The sequence below is a fragment of the Streptomyces sp. NPDC001709 genome (assembly GCF_053596375.1).
In genome coordinates this window covers 20,127-38,555 of the sequence record NZ_JBSFGB010000028.1, presented here as the reverse complement: position 1 = coordinate 38,555, position 18,429 = coordinate 20,127, and the positions used below count along the sequence as shown (strand labels likewise).

The 18,429-nt window shown below is 73.0% G+C and carries 18 protein-coding genes and 1 pseudogene; 14 read left to right on the top strand and 5 right to left on the bottom strand.

The genetic code is table 11. The annotated features are described in order from the left end of the window. The 4 genes and pseudogenes from ACWC0C_RS33170 to ACWC0C_RS33155 form a co-directional block, all read left to right on the top strand. Positions 1 to 388, top strand: a pseudogene (locus tag ACWC0C_RS33170) (hypothetical protein); the annotation flags it as partial. Between the two features lie 315 nt (positions 389 to 703). Then, the gene (locus tag ACWC0C_RS33165) at positions 704 to 1,360 is read left to right on the top strand and encodes a maltokinase N-terminal cap-like domain-containing protein (protein ID WP_449194593.1); all 657 of its coding nucleotides are present in this window, start codon (positions 704 to 706) and stop codon (positions 1,358 to 1,360) included. A 1,169-nt stretch (positions 1,361 to 2,529) separates the two neighbouring features. Next, the gene (locus ACWC0C_RS33160) at positions 2,530 to 4,392 is read left to right on the top strand and encodes a M1 family aminopeptidase (protein WP_450867805.1); all 1,863 of its coding nucleotides are present in this window, start codon (positions 2,530 to 2,532) and stop codon (positions 4,390 to 4,392) included. 154 nt (positions 4,393 to 4,546) lie between these two features. Beyond that, positions 4,547 to 5,395 (top strand): lysozyme, encoded by an 849-nt coding sequence (locus ACWC0C_RS33155; RefSeq protein ID WP_450867804.1) that lies wholly within the window; start codon positions 4,547 to 4,549, stop codon positions 5,393 to 5,395. A gap of 61 nt (positions 5,396 to 5,456) precedes the next feature. On the opposite strand, the gene ACWC0C_RS33150 is transcribed toward ACWC0C_RS33155, so the two are convergent. Beyond that, positions 5,457 to 5,882, bottom strand: a complete 426-nt coding sequence (locus ACWC0C_RS33150) for a DUF6234 family protein (RefSeq protein ID WP_450867803.1) — start codon at positions 5,880 to 5,882, stop codon at positions 5,457 to 5,459. Positions 5,883 to 6,008: 126 nt separating this feature from the next. Here ACWC0C_RS33150 and ACWC0C_RS33145 point away from each other — a divergent pair, with 126 nt between their 5' ends. The 4 genes from ACWC0C_RS33145 to ACWC0C_RS33130 all read left to right on the top strand — a co-directional run bounded on the left by ACWC0C_RS33145 (position 6,009) and on the right by ACWC0C_RS33130 (position 9,598). Further along, positions 6,009 to 6,539 carry a PadR family transcriptional regulator gene (locus ACWC0C_RS33145; RefSeq protein WP_450867802.1) on the top strand — a complete coding sequence of 177 codons (531 nt, stop codon included), beginning with the start codon at positions 6,009 to 6,011 and terminating at the stop codon, positions 6,537 to 6,539. A gap of 96 nt (positions 6,540 to 6,635) precedes the next feature. Beyond that, complete coding sequence (locus ACWC0C_RS33140) at positions 6,636 to 7,811, top strand: DUF2306 domain-containing protein (RefSeq protein ID WP_450867801.1); 1,176 nt, start codon at positions 6,636 to 6,638, stop codon at positions 7,809 to 7,811. Between the two features lie 208 nt (positions 7,812 to 8,019). Further along, complete coding sequence (locus ACWC0C_RS33135; RefSeq protein WP_450867799.1) at positions 8,020 to 8,991, top strand: hypothetical protein; 972 nt, start codon at positions 8,020 to 8,022, stop codon at positions 8,989 to 8,991. 37 nt (positions 8,992 to 9,028) lie between these two features. Continuing rightward, entirely contained in the window at positions 9,029 to 9,598 is a 570-nt protein-coding gene (locus ACWC0C_RS33130) for a molybdenum cofactor biosysynthesis protein (protein ID WP_450867798.1), read from the top strand. Between the two features lie 41 nt (positions 9,599 to 9,639). On the opposite strand, the gene ACWC0C_RS33125 is transcribed toward ACWC0C_RS33130, so the two are convergent. Then, complete coding sequence (locus ACWC0C_RS33125; RefSeq protein WP_450867797.1) at positions 9,640 to 10,797, bottom strand: FAD-dependent monooxygenase; 1,158 nt, start codon at positions 10,795 to 10,797, stop codon at positions 9,640 to 9,642. A 146-nt stretch (positions 10,798 to 10,943) separates the two neighbouring features. Here ACWC0C_RS33125 and ACWC0C_RS33120 point away from each other — a divergent pair, with 146 nt between their 5' ends. After that, entirely contained in the window at positions 10,944 to 11,501 is a 558-nt protein-coding gene (locus ACWC0C_RS33120; RefSeq protein ID WP_450867796.1) for a TetR/AcrR family transcriptional regulator, read from the top strand. A 12-nt stretch (positions 11,502 to 11,513) separates the two neighbouring features. Here ACWC0C_RS33120 and ACWC0C_RS33115 read toward each other — a convergent pair whose 3' ends face one another. Further along, the gene (locus ACWC0C_RS33115) at positions 11,514 to 12,680 is read right to left on the bottom strand and encodes an AI-2E family transporter (RefSeq protein ID WP_450867795.1); all 1,167 of its coding nucleotides are present in this window, start codon (positions 12,678 to 12,680) and stop codon (positions 11,514 to 11,516) included. A 488-nt stretch (positions 12,681 to 13,168) separates the two neighbouring features. Between ACWC0C_RS33115 and ACWC0C_RS33110 the strand changes: the two genes are divergently transcribed. After that, positions 13,169 to 13,318, top strand: a complete 150-nt coding sequence (locus tag ACWC0C_RS33110) for a hypothetical protein (RefSeq protein WP_450867794.1) — start codon at positions 13,169 to 13,171, stop codon at positions 13,316 to 13,318. Positions 13,319 to 13,339: 21 nt separating this feature from the next. On the opposite strand, the gene ACWC0C_RS33105 is transcribed toward ACWC0C_RS33110, so the two are convergent. After that, positions 13,340 to 13,711, bottom strand: a complete 372-nt coding sequence (locus ACWC0C_RS33105; RefSeq protein WP_449194581.1) for an ANTAR domain-containing protein — start codon at positions 13,709 to 13,711, stop codon at positions 13,340 to 13,342. A gap of 99 nt (positions 13,712 to 13,810) precedes the next feature. Next, a complete protein-coding gene (locus ACWC0C_RS33100; protein WP_449194580.1) occupies positions 13,811 to 14,257 on the bottom strand; it encodes a DUF2267 domain-containing protein in 447 nt (148 codons plus the stop codon). Positions 14,258 to 14,506: 249 nt separating this feature from the next. Here ACWC0C_RS33100 and ACWC0C_RS33095 point away from each other — a divergent pair, with 249 nt between their 5' ends. From ACWC0C_RS33095 to ACWC0C_RS33080, 4 genes are all read left to right on the top strand, one after another. After that, entirely contained in the window at positions 14,507 to 15,244 is a 738-nt protein-coding gene (locus ACWC0C_RS33095) for an MgtC/SapB family protein (RefSeq protein ID WP_450867793.1), read from the top strand. Between the two features lie 220 nt (positions 15,245 to 15,464). Continuing rightward, the gene (locus ACWC0C_RS33090; protein WP_449194578.1) at positions 15,465 to 15,995 is read left to right on the top strand and encodes a hypothetical protein; all 531 of its coding nucleotides are present in this window, start codon (positions 15,465 to 15,467) and stop codon (positions 15,993 to 15,995) included. A gap of 154 nt (positions 15,996 to 16,149) precedes the next feature. Next, a complete protein-coding gene (locus tag ACWC0C_RS33085) occupies positions 16,150 to 17,859 on the top strand; it encodes a hydrogenase maturation protein (RefSeq protein WP_450867791.1) in 1,710 nt (569 codons plus the stop codon). After that, on the top strand, positions 17,856 to 18,422 hold the full coding sequence (locus tag ACWC0C_RS33080; RefSeq protein WP_450867790.1) for a hydrogenase maturation protease: 567 nt from the start codon (positions 17,856 to 17,858) through the stop codon (positions 18,420 to 18,422). Before ACWC0C_RS33085 ends, ACWC0C_RS33080 begins: the two co-directional genes overlap by 4 nt. Positions 18,423 to 18,429 lie beyond the last annotated feature (7 nt).

Sequence of the window (18,429 nt, the reverse complement as noted above, 5' to 3'; positions counted from 1 at the left end):
GCAGCCGGTGAAGCCGGTCTATCCGGAGAAGCCGGTGCAGCCGGTGAAGCCTGTGTATCCGGCGAAGCCGGTGAAGCCGGTTTACCCGGAGAAGCCGGTGCAGCCGGTGAAGCCTGTGTATCCGGAGAAGCCGGTGCAGCCGGTGAAGCCGGTCTACCCGGAGAAGCCGGTGCAGCCGGTCAAGCCTGTGTATCCGGAGAAGCCGGTCAAGCCTGTGTATCCGGAGAAGCCGACACACCCGGTTAAGCCGACGTACCCGCAGAAGCCGGTCAAGCCGACGTACCCGCAGAAGCCGGTCAAGCCCACCCGCCCGTCGAAGCCTCACAAGGGGCACGGCAAGTCGGAGCACGGGAAGTCGGAGCACGAGGAGGGCTCGCGGGATGAGTGAGCGCAGTTGACAACGGTCAGCTGAAGGAACCTGGGATTACCCAGGGACATCGCTGGGCCGCCCGCATTGGGCGGCCCAGCGCGCGCATGCAGCCAGTTCCGGCCGGAGTCGAGCGGCCGGCGCCCTGGACGGCTGCTGCGGGCTCAGAATCCCGGCGTACGCCAACGAGTTCGAGACCACGGCCGGGCCAACGCCGAGTCCACCAGCCGCAAGTCCCTGCTGCTCAAGAGAGGGACCGGGGCGGGCGGATGACCTGCGTGATCGTTGTGCGAAGCTACGGGGGTCACCATCGCACAACGGAGGAGAACCGCCGGGATGGCCATCATCCACCACACCACGATCAAGCCCACGAAGCTGGAACTGATCAGCGATTGGCTTCCCTCCCGCCCCTGGTACCGCGGTGGCTCGGACGCCCCCGTGCTGACCAAGTCCGGCGGTTTCCGGCTGGAGGACCCGGCGGGTGAGGTCGGCATCGAGTTCATGGTGGCCACCGACACCTCGACCCACGAACCGACCCCCTACCTGGTGCCGTTGACCTACCGCGGGGCGCCGCTGGAGGGGGCGGAGCACGCGCTCGTCGGCACGATGGAGCACGGTGTGCTGGGCAAGCGCTGGGCGTACGACGGCTGCCACGACCCGGTGCTGGTCGCGGAGTTGCTGTCGTTGATCGAGGGCCGGGCCCAGGCGCACGCGCAGAGCATCGACGACGCCCTCGACCCCGAGGTGGTCCGCTCCTACACCGGCGCTCCCTTCATCCTGGACGGCCTCACCCCCGAACCGGTCGACGACCACGAGGGCACCCGGCTCGCCGCACCGCACGGCACGATCCTCTACGTCCACAGGGTCCTGAACCCCGTCCCCGAGAACCCGCCGCTGTGCCCCGAGGGAGCGATCGGCCATGTCGCACGCGGCTGGCAGGACCCGCAGGGCACCCCGCTGACAGCGCTCTTCGTGACCCTGCGCACCGCCTGAGCGGCGCCCCGCGCCCAACGGACACAGGCTGGCCGGCGTCACGGTGTCCAGCCGGCGCGGGCCGGCCGGTATCCCCGTGCCCAACTGGCACGGGCCGACTGGCGTCTCTGCGCCCAGCCGGCGTGGGCTGACTGGTGTGTCCGTGCCCAGCCGGCGCGGGCTGGCTGGTATTTCGGTGTCCAGCGGGCGTGGGCCGCATGGCGTGTCCTGCCCAGCCTGGCGCGGGCCGACCGGCGTCTGGGTGCCCGGCAGGCGCGCGCTGGCCGGTGTACCGGTACCGGACCGACACGGACCGGCCGGTGTCTCTGTGCCCAACGGGTACGAGCCAGCCGTCGTCTCCACACCCAGCCCACACGGCCTGCCAGCGCCTCCACGCCCGACCGGCATGCCCGCGCGCGGTCGGCTCAGGTCGGCCGTTGTCTCCAGGTGCAGCCGCATGGCCTGTCTGGTGTCTCCTCGTCCAACCGGCATTGCCCGACCGGTATCCCGCGCCCGATTGGCTCAGGTCAGCCGTCGTCTCCAGTTGCAGCCGCACGACTCATGCAGCGCTCCCCGTCCAACCGGCATCGCCCAACCGGCATGCCCGAGCCCGGTCGGCTCAGGTCAGCCGTCGTCTCCAGGCGCAACCTGCACGGCTCAGCCAGGGTTTCCCCGTTCAACCGGCACCACCCGACCGGCATGCCCGCGCCCCATCGGCACAAGCCGGCCAGCGCCCCGCCCATCCGGCCCGCCCAACCGGCATGCCCGCCCCCACCCCGCACCGCCCAACCGCCAGCGCGCCCCGGCCCAACCGGCATGCCCGCCCCACCCCGCACCGCCCAACCGCCATCCCCCGCCCGTCCGGCCCCGCCCAGCCGTCGCCCCCGCGCCCACCCGGCACAGCCTGACCGGCGCCTCCGCCCCCACCCCGCACGGCCTGACCGGCGCCCCCACGTTGCCCCGCCGCCCAACCCCGCATTCGCCCAAAGCGTCGCGCCTTCTGGCATGGTCCGGTCAAATCTGGCACTCTCTCGACAGTCCGGCGGCCCGTGCCCTGACCCCGTGAGGGTGCGGCGCACCGCTCGGAGCAGCGATCGCGCAAGCCCTGTCAGAGGCCGCCCCGGCGTACCCCATTCGGTCCGCGGCCATCGAGCAGGCCGGGAATCCCGGCCGCCGTAAAGGAGTAGCGTGTGAGATCGACCCCCCACAAGGCCCTCGGCGCCGGTGCGTTCACCGTTGCCGCGGTGGCCGCCCTCGTGCTCCCTGGCACGCCCGCCATGGCCCGGCCGGCCACGCACAAAGTGGCCGCCGCCTGCACTCCGACGCAGGTCGTCGCCAACGGCGGCTTCGAGAGCGGGACATCGTCCTGGGCGACGTCCGCCGCCACCGTCATCACCAGCCGCTCAGGAGAGACCGCGCACGGCGGCAGCTCCTACGCCTGGCTGGACGGCGTCGGCAGCACCCATACGGACACCCTCAGCCAGAGCGTCACCATCCCGGCCGGCTGCGACGCGGCCACCCTGACCTTCTGGCTGCACATCGACACGGACGAGACGACGTCCTCCGTCGCGTACGACAAGCTCACGGCCAAGATCGGCAGCACGACGCTGGCCACCTACTCGAACCTCGACGACAACACCGGGTACGTCCAGAAGTCGATCGACGTGTCGGCGTACGCCGGGCAGACCGTCAACCTGTCCTTCACCGGGACGGAGGACTCCAGCCTCCAGACGAGCTTCGTCCTCGACGACATCGCGCTCGACACCTCCGGCGGCACCGCGCCACCGACGGGCGACTCGACGCGCACCCCGGCTTCACCCTCGTACACCGTGAACCTCGGCAGTGACACCAGCGGCACCGAATGGACCGGCCACGAGAGCGTGACCTTCACCAACGCCTCCGCCACCGCGCTGAACGAGGTCTACCTGAGGCTGTGGGACAACTACCACGGCACCTGCGACGCCATGCCGATCCGCGTCACGAACGTCACCGGCGGCACCGCGAGCACGCCCACCGTGGACTGCACCGCGCTCAAGGTCGGTCTGCCGGCCCCGCTCGCCCAAGGCCAGAGCGCGACCATCGGCTTCGACCTCGGCATCACCGTGCCCAGCGGCGCCGATCGCTTCGGTCACGACGGCGCCTACAGCTTCATCGGCAACGCCCTGCCCGTCCTCGCCGTCCGCGACAGCGCCGGCTGGCACCTGGACCCGTACACCGACAACGGCGAGTCGTTCTACTCCCTGGCCGCCGACTTCAAGGTGACCCTCGACCACCCCAGCAGCCTGCTGGTCCCGGCCACCGGAACCTCCACCGACACGCCCGGCTCCAGCGGCCGTACGGTGACCACGGCGACCGCGTCCAAGGTCCGGGACTTCGCCTGGGCCGCCGGGCCCTTCAGCAAGATCTCCGGTACCTCGTCGGCCGGCGTCGCCGTCAACGTCTACTCGGTCTCGGGTATCGGTTCCTCCAGCGCCCAGTCGATGCTCAGCACCGCCAAGACCGCCGTGGACGCCCACGCGGCCCGCTTCGGCGCCTACCCCTTCGGCGAGCTGGACGCCGTGATCGACAACAACTACTGGTTCGGCGGAATGGAGTACCCCGGATTCGTCCTGGACGTGGTCAGCACCACCGCCCTCACCCATGAGATCGGCCACCAGTGGTGGTACGGCATCGTCGGCGACGACGAGTACAACAGCCCCTGGCTGGACGAGGCGTTCACCGACTACGCCACCGACCTCGCCCTCGGCAAGACCGGCACCAACTGCTGGAACAGCGTCTCCTGGGCCTCCAGTGCCGAGAAGATCACCAACTCCATGGCCTACTGGGACGCGCACTCCTCCCGCTATTCCACCGTCGTCTACGGCTACGGCAAGTGCGCCCTGCACGACCTGCGCCGCGTCCTCGGTGACACTGCCATGACCAAGCTGCTGAAGGACTACGCGACCGCGCACTGGTACGGCGTGTCGACCACGGCCGAGTTCAAGGCCGCCGCCCAGGCCGCCACGAGCACCGACCTCACCTCCTTCTGGACCCAGCACCGCATCGACGGCTGATCCGGCCGGGCCGGTCGCGGGGAGCGCCCCGCCTGCACCTACACCCACGACCGGCCCGATCGCCACCCGGTGGCCACCCATACGGACCAAGCGCGGCCCGCGATGGCTTCGTTGGGCGGTACCCGGGGTGCGGTACGGCCCGACCACGGGTCAGATGGTTTCTGTGCGAAGCTCCTTGTCCCTCCAGCGCGGCCGTGCACGCCTGAGCCTCACGGGCGTCCTGACCGGCCTCCTCCTCGTCCTGTCCAGCCCCGCGGCCCAGCCCGCCCCGGCTCCGAACGTACCCGCGCGCGGCAGCGCGTACATGGGCATGGGTGTCCTCGCCCACGACGGACGCGCCGCAGACGCCGACTCGCCGCCCGACGCCAGCCGGGCGAGCCAGATCGAAGGCGTGGACGTCTCCCGCTACCAGGGCAACGTCGCCTGGTCGACCCTGTGGAGCAGCGGGGTCAAATGGGCGTACTCCAAGGCCACCGAGGGGACGTACTACACCAACCCGTACTTCGCCCAGCAGTACATCGGCTCGTACAACGTGGGCATGATCCGCGGCGCGTACCACTTCGCGACCCCGGACAAGACCGGCGGTGCCACTCAGGCCGACTACTTCCTGGCGCACGGCGGCGCTTGGTCCAGGGACGGCAAGACCCTGCCCGGCGTGCTCGACATCGAGTGGAACCCGTACGGGGCCACCTGCTACGGCAAGTCCAAGAGCGACATGGTCGCCTGGATCCGCGACTTCCTGAACCGCTACAAGTCCCGTACCGGCAGGGATCCCGTCATCTACACGGCGACCAGCTGGTGGACCCTGTGCACCGGGAACTACGCGGGCTTCGCGGCGACCAACCCGCTGTGGATCGCCCGGTACGCCTCGACCCCGGGGACGCTGCCGGCCGGCTGGTCGTACCACACGTTGTGGCAGTACACCTCCACCGGCAAGACCGTCGGGGACCATGACTGCTTCAACGGCTCCCTGGACCGGCTGAAGATCCTCGCGACCGGCTGACCCGGCCGCCGGGCACGCCCGATCGCGGCCCGCCCTGGGCCGGTGAGCCGACCGCCTCGCTTCAGCCGCAGTGCGCCGCGTCCGGCAGGGAGTGGCAGGAGTACCCGCCGGCGCGCGACGCGTCGTCGTGTGACTGGGCCAGCGCGCCGGCCGACACCACGACCGTGATCAGGACGGCCATGACGAGCTGGCTGACGACGGTCACGAACGCGCGGGCGCGGGCCGCTATCAGGGCCGCGACCAGGGCGAAGGCGGCGACTCCCGCCGCGGCGGTCAGATAGTCCCACAGCGAGTCGGTCTTCACTGTCTTGGCCGGGTCGAGATTGAATCCGGACAGGAACCAGAGCCCGAAGTCGACGGCCAGGGCCGTCAGTTCCAGGAAGACCAGGCCGCACCCGGCTCCGATGTCGGCACCCGTGTCGACGCGGTCGCGCTGCCGGGGGTCGTCGGTGGCGTCGAACGCCGGTGGGGCGACGGGGAGGTTCATGGCCGCCACCTTGCCGGGCGTGCGAGGCGGGGCGCATGAGTACGCGTACTCATGCGCCCCGTCCGGACGGACACGACATCGCTGCCCGGGCGGGCGGCGCCGTGCGGGCACGGTACGGTCGGCCCCATGGCTGACGCTCGGCTGACCACCTCCTCCTTCCTCGTCCTCGGCATCATCGACAAACTCGGCGAAGCCAGCGCGTACGACGTGAAGGTGGAGGCGGGCCGCACCGTCGCCCCGTTCTGGTCGGTGCCGCACGCGCAGGTGTACGCGCAGTGCGACCGGCTGCTCGCCGCCGGCCTGCTGGCCGAGGTGCGGCGGGAGAGCGGGCGGGGCCGCCGGGTGCTGACACTGACCGACCGGGGCCGGCGAGTCCTGCGGGACTGGCTCGCCGACCCCGAGTTCGTCCCGGTGGAGGCACGCGAGCGCGGCATCCTCAAACTCTGGTTCGGGGCCCGCCCGGACCGGATCGCCCCCGCGCAACTCGCCGAACACCGGCGCACGTTGGACGAGTACGAGGAACTGGCCGGCGCCGTCGGCGAGTTGCTCACCCCCGGGCAGCGGGAGGCGCTGGAGTTCGGTATCCGGTACGAGCGGATGATGACCGAGTTCTGGGACTGGGTGCGCCGCCGCGACGAACGCGCACCGGACCGTTGACCTCGCCGCCGGCCCGATCTACCGTCGGTAACCCCGCGATAGTCCAGAAGAGACTATGGGGGCTGCGACCGAGCCGGTGAGGGACAGGGGGACGCCGTGCGTCCATGGACGAGCAGGACCTGGCGCCGTGCCGCCGCGGTGGCCGTGACGGCCGTGTGCCTCTGGTACGCGCCCATCGCGATGACCGAACTGTGGTCCTACGCCCGCCCCGGCGCCCCGGCACCGGGAGAGTGGCTGCTGGCCCACACCGTCTCGCCCCGCTATGTCGCCGACGCGCTGGCGACCCGGATCGCCCCGTACCGGCACAGCCTGATCCCGATGATCGTGCACTCCGTCCTCGGCGGACTGCTCATGCTGCTCGGACCCGCGCAGCTGCTGACGGCCACGCGCCGGCGCGGACGCCTGCACCGCACGCTGGGCGTCCTGTTCGCCGTCACGGTGTACGCCTCGATGGCGGGCGCCGGCCTCTACCTCGCCCGCACCGCGCCACGGGACGCCTTCAGCGGGGCGGCCTTCTGGATCGTCCTCGCCACGATCCTCGTCGGCACCGTCCTCAGCGTCACCTTCGGCATTCTGGCCGCCGTCGGCGGCTTCCCCGACCTCCACCAGCGCTGGATGCTGCTGTGCTACGGATACCTGCTGACCGCGCCGCTGCTGCGGCTGGAGTGGGGCGCCCTGCCGGCGGTGCTGCCCGGGCTGCCGATGACGGAGATCAACCGGGTGGCGATCATGCACCTCGGCTCCCTCGTCGTGTTCGGTGCGCTGCTCGCCTCCCGCGCCAGGGACCCCCGGGACACCGTCGAGGGCCTCGGCCGGTCCTGGGCCCCGCTGCCCGTGACGGCCGTCGCCCACCTGGCCGGAGCGGCCGCCCTGATCTGGATCGCGCACGCCCTGACCGCGTACGGCACCGGCGGGAACCGTCTGCTGGCCGCCTATCTCCTGCCCTACGCCGTGGCGTACGCGGTGATGGCGACCGGCGCCCGGCGTGCCGCCCGCGCGGGCCGGTTCTGGGCGCGCGAGGAGTGGCGGATCCACCTCACGGGCCTCTGCCTGGCACCGGTGCTCTCGGCCGGCGCGGTCACCGTCTTCCAGCGCAGCCTGGGACTCGGCCGGTTCACCGCCCTCACCGCCGGCGTCGCCATCGGCTGCGGCATCACCGCCTTCGGCGCCACGCTCATGGTGAGCCTGCGGCTGATGTACGCCCGCGAGGTGCGCCTCCGCTCCGCCGTGGCCCCACTGACCGCACCCCGGACGACCACCGCGGTGCCGTAACCGCATAGTTGCGCCCCCCACGGCAGCCCGGGGCCCTGAACGACGCGGCCACGGTGCCGGCCTGCGGCCACCGCCCTCGGCAGCCGGGGCCTCGCAACAGGCTGCCCGGCGCCGTCCGCACAGACACACCCCGGCGCCCATCACCCACCCCGCCAGTGCCACATCCCCCTCCACCCCGCCACGCCTTCCTCGGAAACGGACCCCAGCCATGACCCGACCGACCGACCCGACGGACCCCGCCGACCCGGCCGACTCAGCCACATCGGCTACGACCTCCGTGCGGCAACAGCCCCCGCCCGGCCGCCCCCTCTCGCCCGGGGTGGCGTTGCTGGCCGTCGCCGTCGCGGTGATCAATCTTCTCGTCGGCACGGTCCTCACGGTCGTGGCCCTGACCGGGCACGTCCTCGGGGCCTGGCCGTCACCGGATCCACTCAGCCCCGGACTGCTCGGAGCCGCGATGCTGGGCACCGCGCCGGCGCTGTTCGCCCTCGGCCGGTCGACGACCTGGCAGCAGGCGCGCACCCTCGTCCTGCCGGTCGCCGTGGTGCTGGCCGGCCTTTTCACGGTCAGTCTGCTGAACGCGGGCCGGCTCTACATCGCCCGCGGCGGCTCCATCGTCTCCGTGTTGTTCAGCCTCGGCTGGCTGTTCACGCTCGGTCTGCTGTGCGTGGCGGCGGCGGTCTGCCTGGCGGGGCAGGCCTTCACCCGGTCCGGTCCGGCCGCCCCGCGCACCACGCCGCTGCCCGGCTGGGCCAAACCGCCGCTTGCCGTGCTCGGCTCCTCCTGGCTGGGCATCGGCACCGGACTGCTCGTACGGCCCGGATTCTGGGGCGATTTCGTGCCCTGGCACACCAACCGCGTGGACGCCCAGGCACTCGGCGTCTGGGCCCTGGCCCTCGGTGTGGGCGTGCTCGGCTCCCTCGCCGAGGACGACCTCGACCGCACGCGCCCCGCCCTGCTGTCGCTGCCCGGTACGGCCCTCGCCCTGACGGTCGTCCTGGCCGCCCGCGCCTCCCACGTCGACTGGTCCTCCGGGCCCGCCCTCGGCCTGATCGCCATGGTGGCCGGGCTGCTGGCGGCCGGGGCGAGCGGACGGCTCCTGCTGAGGGGCGCCGCGGGGCGGCGGCCGGGGTTCCGGGCGGACGCGGGGCCCGGCGGGGCGATGCGGAGCGCCGGCTGAGCGGAGTCGTGAGCCGCAGGCCCCGTAGGCTCGTCGCGTGCCCCACGTCGAAATCCTTCAGCTGCTGGTCTCCCCGGTGCACCGGCTCGCGGGCCGGCCGGGCGACGGGCTGCCCGAGCTGCCACCCGGTGAGCTGGTGCCGACGGCCGAGGTGCGCGCCGGTCTGGGGCTCGTCGGCGACCGGTACTTCAACCAGCCCGCCCACCGCAACGCCTCGATCACCCTCATGGCCGTCGAACGACTTCCGCAAGCGGGGCCGCACCCCGCGAACCTGCTGGGCACCCGGCGCAACGTCCTGCTGCGCGGGGTCGACATCGACGCCTACATCGGTGCGACCGTCTTCCTCGACTGCGGATTCGGCCCGGTGGAACTGGCGGTGCGCAGCGCGGCCCGGCCCTGCGCCTGGATGGACACCACCCTCGGCCCAGGAGCACAGCGCGCGCTGCGCGGCGGCGGAGGAGTGCGCTGCCGGCCGCTGACGGACGGCACCCTCACCGTGGGCCCGGCCGTCTTCGGCGTACGGGAACCGGGCACGGCGGCGGCAGCTGAAGCACGGCGGACGAGTACGCCGGCTCCGGCGCCGCACCCTGGAGACCTCGAACCCTGAGGCGAGCAGTTCCGTGGGCGCTGAACACTCCGGCCGGCCGGTCAGCCCAGGCGGGGCGGTGTCCAGTCCGCGTGGCGCAGGATCGCCCGTATCGCCACCCGGGACGGGGTGAGTCGCAGCGCGGTGTTGCGCAGGGCGACGGCGGCCGGGTGGGACAGTTGCTGGCCCATGCGGCCCGCCTGCCGGGCGGCGCGGGCGACCGTCTGGGAGCGCGGGCGGCGCTCGGCGTCGTAGCGGGCCAGGGCCGAGGCGACCGAGGGCTCCGTGGCGAGCGCGGCGGCCAGCGTGGCCGCGTCCTCCAGGGCCTGGCAGGCGCCCTGGCCGAGATGGGGTGTCATGGCGTGCGCCGCGTCCCCGAGGAGCACCACCCGGCCCGCGACGAACGACCGCAAGGGCGTGACCAGTTCGTGGATGTCGTGGTGGAGCACGGCCTCCGGCCGGGTCGCGTCCAGAAGCGCGGGGATCGGATCGTGCCAGCCGGCGAAGCGCCGGCGCAGCATGCCGAGCGGGTCGGTGTGGCGGACGCCGGCCGGTGCGGTGAGCACCGCGTGCCACTCGGCCCGGCCGTCGGCGAACGCGATGTGCCCGAACTCCGCACCCTCACCCCAGGTCAGCTCGAAGTCGCCGCGCAGCTCCAGCGGCCGGTCGGTCACGGCCCGCAGGACCGTCGAGCCGCCGTACACCGGTCCGGGATGGCCGGGGAACAGCAGTCCGCGCAGCCGGCTGCCCACTCCGTCGGCCGCGACGACCAGGTCGGCCTCCAGGACGTCGTCCCCGATCGGCACCCCCACCCGGTCGGCGGCCGAGCGGTCCAGCTCGGGCACGGTGACGCCGATGAGCAGGCACTCCGCCGGCAGGGCCTCGCGCAGCAGGCGGTGCAGCACCGCGCGCCGGATGCCGACGATCGGTGTGCCCACTGCGCGTTCGAGGGCGGCGCCGTCCATCCGCGCCAGCCAGCGTCCTGCGGGGGTGCGGGTGCCGCCCGTGTACTGCGGGCGGGCCGCCGCACGCACGGCCGCTCCGACGCCGAGCGCGTCCAGGGCACGCAGCCCGTTGGCGTGCAGCGAGATGCCCGCCCCCGCGTCGGCCGGCGTGCCGGCCCGCTCCGCCACCCGTACCTCCCAGCCGATCCGGCGCAGACCGATCGCCGCCGCCAGACCGCCGATGCCACCACCGACCACCACCGCCGTGCCGCCCATGCCCTGGTCCCCCTTCGACCTGGTTCGCCTCGGTCGCCCGGCCGCTGCCGGCCGGCGCCGGTCTTCTACAGATGTAGAAGACCGGCTGAAGGAGACCCTACAGCGGGCGCTCTACAGGTGTAGAAGCGGGGGTGTAGAAAGAAGGGGTGTCCACAGATCGACGTACCCTCCTCGCCGACGCGGCCATCGCCGTGCTCGCCGACACCGGCATGCGGGGGCTGACGCATCGCGCGGTGGACCGGGCGGCGCAGCTGCCGCCCGGCACCACGTCCGCCTACTTCCGCACCCGGCAGGCCCTGCTCACCGCGCTGGTCCGCCGCCTGGTGGCGCTCGACCAGGCAGAGCTGCGGGAGATGGGGGCGAGGGTGCCCGTGCTGCGCAACGCCGGTGAACTGATCGCCGGAATCGCGGAGTTGACCGAGGTGCGGCTCACCGGAGAGGGGCGCAGGCGCTCCCTGGCGCGCTACGCCTGCGCCGTCGAGAGCGCGCGGCATCCCGAACTCCGCGACATTCTGGTGCCGCGTGAGAACCCCGCACGGCGGGCGGTGTGCGAGTTCCTCGCCGCACAGGGGGTGGCGGACGCGGAGGAACGCACGGTGACGCTGCTGACCTGTGTGGACGGTCTGGTCTTCGACCGGCTGGTGAACGGCGGAAGCGTGCAGGAGGAGGAGATCCGAGGGCTCGTGACGGCGGCTCTGCGGTGACACGTGGTCCGGTCACGGCGGCACCGTACGCAGTGCGCGCAGCACCGACCAGACGACCGAGACCAGCGGAACGGCCACCACGGCACCGATCACCCCGGCGATGATGCTGCCGGCGATCACCGACACCGCGACGACGAGCGGATGCAGCCGTACCGCCCAGCTCATCACCAGCGGATGCAGCACATGACCCTCCAACTGGCCGATCACGACGATCAGGGCCAGTACCGCCACCGCCGTCAGCGGTCCGCGCCCGGCCAGCGCGACGATCGTGGCGACGGCGAGCGCGACCGGCGAGCCCACCAGCGGCACGAACGCGGCGAAGAACTCCAGCAGCGTCAGCGGCAGTGCGAGCGGCACCCGCAGCACGAGCAGCGCGATGCCGACGAGCACGGCATTGGTGGCGGCCACGATGATGATGCCGCGCGTGTACCCGGCGAAGGCGCGCCAGGCGGCCCGGCCCGCCCGGTCCCACGCCGGACGGGCGCCGATCGGCAGGAGCTGGTCGCTGATCCAGCGCCACAGGCGTTCGCCGGAGTGGATGAAGAACACCGAGGCGAACAGCGCGAGCGCGCCACCGGTGACCACCTCGACGACTCGGCTGAGCCCGCTGACGGCGCGGCTGAGCAGGCTGGCCCGGTGTGTGTTCACATAGCGCGTCACCTGGTTCTCCAGCTCGGACAGCCGGCCGGGGCTCAGGTGGAACGGCGGTCGCTGCAGCCACTCCTCGATGCGGTGCACACCGCCACGGAACTCACCCGCCAGCCGGGTCGACTCACCCGCCACGGCGTTGCCCACCAGGGCGAGCAGGGTCATCAGGAGCAGGATGCTGCCCACCAGCGCCACCGCGACGCACAGCGGCCGGGGCAGGACCCGGTCGAGCAGATCCGTCAGCGGGCGCAGGACGGAGGTGACGATCAGCGCGAGGAACAGGGCCACGGCGATGAGCTGGAAGCTGCCGAGGATGCTGAAGACGCCGTAGACGACGGTCCCGACGAGGATGAGCCGCCAGGCGTAGGCCGCCCCCACCCGCAGCCACGGCACGGTCCGCTCGGCGACCGGCACCGGCTCGGTGCGCGGGACGGCCGGGAGCCGCACGGTGTACGCCGGCCGGCTGCCCAGCACCCGCCCCCTGCGGCGCCGGCCGTCCGGCCCGGCCGCCCGCCGACGCGCATCGCCCACCACCGATCCCGGCTCCTCTCCGTCACCCCTGATGACGGTCGGTCACATGTAAAGAACCGTAAGCGCCCGCCGCGGGAGGGGCGCGCCCAGCGCACCCGCACGCGGCCCCCACGGCCTGATCTTCATCGGCCGAGGCGCCGGGGAGTCCTTGCGCCGTCGTCGAGGAACGTGACGGTTTCCTGGAGCGATGCCCGGCCGACACGGGCGAACGGAGCGCGCGCTTCTTCAGTTCGGCCAGTGGGGCACCGGCGAGGACATGGATGTGTGGTGGCGAGCCGACGGGCGTTCACCCGCATGACCTCCTGCCCGGCAACGCCTTGCGCCGTACTGACGGAAGTCGGCCGGCCGGTGTGACCGCGGCTCATGTGCCCCGCTCAGTACCCCCGCTCGACACAGGACCTTCACACATGCCCGGCGTCGGCAGGAGCCGGCGGGGCACTCGGGAGACGTCGTCGGGTCGTCGGGTCGTCGGCAGAGAGGGGTCTCCCGTGATCACTGTCGCCGTCCTCCTGCTCCCCGTCCTCAGCATCCTGCTGTACGGCCTCGACCAGGTCGAGGCCCGATGGATCACGCGGCCCCCGACGCCCCATCAGGTCAGGTCCCACCGGCACCGTCGTATGAGGGCGGGCCGTCACTGACGGACGGACGGATCGAGGGCGTCACCGCCCCGTCGCCGGGGACTCACCCAGGTCGGTGGCACACCGCCGGTAACGCATGATCGCCTTGCCGAGTTCGGTCCGCTCCGGTTCCGGGAGTGTCCCGCCCTGGGCGTAGTCCAGGATGTGCTCGGCGACCGTCCGCAGTTTGGTGTTGGTGCGCTGTGAGACGTCCCGCAGCGCCCGCCAGGCCTCTTCCGGGGCGATCTGCCCTAGGACGATCACGGCCCCGATGGCCTGGTCGATGACCGCGTGCGAGGACACGGCGCGTTGCAACTGCTCGTTCTCGTTCGTCAGCCGGTCGTACTCCGAGGCGAGCTCGGTGCAGGAGAGCAGGGCCAGCGGCTGGTGTCGGGAAAGGGCGAAGAAAGCCATAGGACACCTTTACGGGGTGGGAGGCGTCACTGTTACGGCTGCCCCCAAGGGACACTCGCACACCGATTGAAGCAGCAACGCCGGGCATCGTCACGCCGGCTACCTGCCCGCGCGGCCGGTGGTCTCGGCGCCCTCCGTCGCCCGGCCCACCGGCAGCAGGTCACGGATGTCCGACGGCAGGGCACCGGCCATCCGCTCGGTCAGCTCCGGGGCGAGCGCGGCGTCGAGCACCTCCATCACGGCGGCGGCCTCGCGCAGGGCCGTGTCCTCGTCGGTGCCCGCCCGGTCGGCGATGCGTCCGGCGAAGACGGTCAGCCCGAACCGCTCCCCCGACGTGCCGGAGTCGGCCCCGGGCGACACGTCGGCCGCCTCCCGCATCGCCGCCGCCATGTCCGGCGGCAGCTGGGCGGCCACATGCCGGGCCAGGCCGGACGGCAGCCGCTCCGAGAGCGTGCTCACGACAGCGTGCGCGGCCCGTTCGGCCGAAGCCCGGTCCGGCAGCTGGGCCAGTGCCTGCACCTTTCCGATCATCTCGTCGTGCCGCATGAGGCCGGTTCCTTCCTCACGAAGTCCTGACGGTGCGGTACACCCTGGCCGCGGGCGAGGCACGAGCCCCGGCCCGGTGGGCGGAAGTGCGCCCGGCATCGGCCGCGGCCTCCCGCGGCCCCATCCGAGTACCCGGCAGCCGCGACCGGTACCCGGCCGAGGAGGGGAGTCGCGGTCCCGTCGCGGGGTAGGCGTGGCGGCGGACCATCAACCAACCCGGACAACGGCGGAGCGACGTGCGAGGTGTGCATGGCGGGAGCGGGGCTGGCGGCACCGTTGTGGGACGTACACAACGGGCAGGGGCTGCGGCAGCTGGCCGAGCTGGGGCTGGCGCTGCTGCTGTCCAGCCTGATCGGCTGGGAGCGGGCGGCGCAGCAGAAGAGCGCCGGACTGCGCACGCACACGCTGGTCGGCATCGCCAGCGCGCTGATGATGGAGGTGTCCCAGCACGGGTTCACCGCGGTGCTAGGGCTGGAGAACGTCTCCTTCGACCCCTCACGTGTCGCGGCGCAGATCGTCTCCGGCATCGGCTTCATCGGCGGTGGGCTGATCTTCGTACGACGGGACGCCGTACGCGGCCTGACCACGGCCGCCACCATCTGGCTGACCTGCGCGGTCGGCATGGCCTGCGGCGGCGGACTGCCCATCCTCGCGCTGGCGGTGACGGCGCTGCACTTCCTGGTGGTGCGGGGTTACCCGCTCTTCACGTCCCGTCTGCTCCCCGGCACGGCCGCCGCCACCTTCGAGGCGCGCCTGACCTACCGGACCGGGGTGGCCCTGCTGCCGCGCCTGATGCAGACCTGCACCCGGCGCGGCTTCCGGATCGTGCAGGTCAAGGTCGAACGGCTGCCCGGCCGCACGGACGACGCGGCCCGGGTGCTGCTGGAGCTGGAGGGCGCCGGGGACCCGACCGCGCTGGCGGCGGAGCTGTTCCGGGACGAGGGCGTGATCGACGTCGAGGTGAGCGCCGCGGCGGACGACGAATAGCGGGTACCGCTGCCGAGCGCAGGGCCGGCACTCCCGAAGGTCCCCGCGCCCGCCGTGACGACGGAGGCGAGCGCGGCACACCCGGCCTGTGGGACGGCGCCCTGGCCGGCGTGGGCGATGCCACATATGACCTGGTTCGCAGTGCGTCCCGGTCGTGCCCGGCGCCGGGCTACCGTTGCGTGGAGCCCCTGTACCCTCCTGCAACCCGGACGGCCTGGCTGTGCCCACTGATCTGTCCTCCGTCATCGCCGCGACGGCGCGCTGGCTGACGGTCGCCTATCCCGCGAGCGGCGGCGCCCTGGCCTCCGCCCTGTGCGAGGCGCAGGCCCGGCAGGCCGTGACCGTCGCCGCATGGCTGCGCTACCCGACCGAGATGGACGCGGCCCTGGTCACGATGGCAGGCCCCGGCGGTGCCGCCCGTCTGGACTGGATCACCGGTGCCGAGCGGGCCGGCGAGGCCGGTGAGGACGCCGACTGGGCCTGGCGGACCTGGGTGGACGAGGTCGTGGCCAGCTGGGCGGCCGGCCTGCTCACCGATCCCGAGCTGGCCGAACTGGCCGTCGCCGCACTCGCCGAGGGCGAGCACACCCCGGGCACCCCGGCCGAGTTCCGCCGCCTGCTCGCTCCCGACGACGGTGACCGGCGCGCCGCCGCACTGCTGCGCCACCCCGACCTCCTCGCCCCCGTGGTCGAGCTCCACCTCGACGAGCTCCTGGACCGGCTCGGACCGGACAGCACCCTCGCCGCCTGAGCACCCGATCCGCCGGAGGGGCCGCTACCTCGCGCACCGGATCGCGGTGGCCCTGGGGAACGCGCTCCGGATGGGGGATGAGAGCCGACAGAGGCGGACAAAACAGCGCGGCGGTTCTTCACGGCACCCCGGCCAGGGGCGACGATGCCGTGTCATGGACATTTTGCTCGTCGCCAGCGCGTTCAACAGCCTCACCCAGCGCATGTACGCCGAACTGACGGACCACGGGCACCGTGTGGACGTCGTCCTCGCCTCGCACGGCGCCGAACCGGTCCGGACCGCCCTACAGGAGCTGCGGCCGGAACTGGTCATCGCACCGATGCTCAGGACGGCCCTGCCCGAGGACGTATGGCGCGATCACACCTGTCTGATCGTGCATCCGGGGCCGCCCGGTGACCGCGGCCCGTCCTCGCTGGACTGGGCGATCGCCGAGGGGGCGCCCGAGTGGGGCGTGACGGTCCTGCAGGCCGAGGCGGCGATGGACGCGGGCCCGGTCTGGGCGGCGGAGCCGTTCCCCGTACCGCCCGTCGGCAAGAGCGATCTGTACCGCAACGAGACCTCCGACGCGGCCGTCACCGCCGTGCTCAGCGCCGTACGGCGCTACGCCGAGGGCTCCTACAAGCCCCGGCCGCAGACCCACGACTCGATCAGCGTCAGCTGGCGCGGGGCCTTCCGGCAGGAGCGGCGGCGTATCGACTGGGAACGGGACGACACCGAAACGGTCCTGCGTAAACTCCGCGGCGCCGACTCGCAGCCCGGCGTCCTGGACGAACTCCTCGGCCGGGAGGTGTTCCTGCACGGCGGACACCCCGAGGACCGGCTGCACGGCCGCCCCGGCGAACTCCTCGCCCAGCGGACGGGCGCCGTCTGCCGGGCCACCCGCGACGGCGCGGTCTGGATCCCGGAACTGCGCCCCCGCAAGAACTCCGGCGACCCCGCGCCCTTCCGCCGACCGGCCGCCTCCGTGCTCGCCGCCTGGGAGCCGTCCCTCGGACTCCCGGAAGCCCCCGCCCCGCTGAACCTGCCGTCGGACCGGCGCACCTGGACCGAGATCCGCTACCGGCAGGGCGGCGATGTCGGCTTCCTCGGCTTCTCCTTCCCGGGCGGCGCCATGAGCACCGACCAGTGCCGCCGACTGCGCGGCGCCTACCAGTACGCGCTCTCGCACCCCACCCGTGTCCTCGTGCTCGGCGGGGCCCGCGACTTCTTCTCCAACGGCATCCATCTGAACGTCGTCGAGGCCGCCCCCGATCCGGCCTGGGAGTCGTGGAGCAACCTCAACGCCATGGACGACCTGGTCGAGGCGGTGCTGCACACCACGGACCGGCTGGTCGTGGCCGCGCTCGCCGGCAACGCGGCGGCCGGCGGCGCCATGCTCGCCCTCGCCGCCGACGAGGTGTGGTGCCGCACCGGCGTCGTCCTCAACCCGCACTACCGGCGCATGGGCCTGTACGGCTCGGAGTTCTGGACGTTCACCCTGCCGCGCCGCGTCGGAGCGGAGCAGGCCCACCGGCTGACCACCGAGGCCCTGCCCGTCAGCGCCGCGTCCGCCGAGCGGCTGGGGCTCGTGGACCGGCTCGTACCGGCGGCGCCCGGCGACTTCCCGGCCGAGGTCCAGCGGCTGGCGGCCGAACTGGCCTCCTCACCCTTCGTGGACGCGCGGATCGCCGCCAAGGCCGCCGCCCGCGCCGCGGGCGAGAGCGAACGCCCCCTCGCCACGTACCGCGAGGCCGAACTGGCCCGCATGCACGCCATCTTCTTCGACCCCCAGGCCCCCTACCACGCCCTGCGCTCCGCCTTCGTGCGCAAGACCCCGTCCGGCTCACCCCGGCCCCTGACCGCGCCCGCGGGAGACCTCCGTTGACGCCGCGCCTGCTGGTGGCCGGTGCCGGCAACATCTTCCTCGCCGACGACGCCTTCGGACCCGAGGTGATCCGAGCCCTCGGCCACCGCCCGCTGCCGCCCGGGGTACGGGTGCACGACTACGGCATCCGCGGCCTGGACCTCGCCTACGACCTGCTCGACGGGTACGACACCGTCGTCCTGGTCGACACCGCGCGGCGCGGACACGCCCCCGGCACCCTCTCCCTGATCGAGACCGAGCCCCCCGACGGCAGCGTCGTACCCGAGGCCCACGGCATGGACCCGGCGAAGGTGCTGGCCCTGGCCGCGCACCTCGGCGAGGAGCCCCTGCCCCGCGTTCTCGTCCTGGCCTGCGAGCCCGAGGTGCTGCCGGCCGGCGACGAGGACCTCCTGCCCGGGCTCAGCGCACCGGTCCGGGAAGCCGTCGCGGCGGCCGTGGACGCGCTGCACACGCTGATCCCGGCCCTGCTCGCCGATCCTGCCGCGCCCGCGCCCCCGTTGGGCCGCCCGATGGAATCCGGGCCCCCGCGCCCGGCTGCGCTGCCCGGCACGGCGGCCGGCTGAGCGGAAG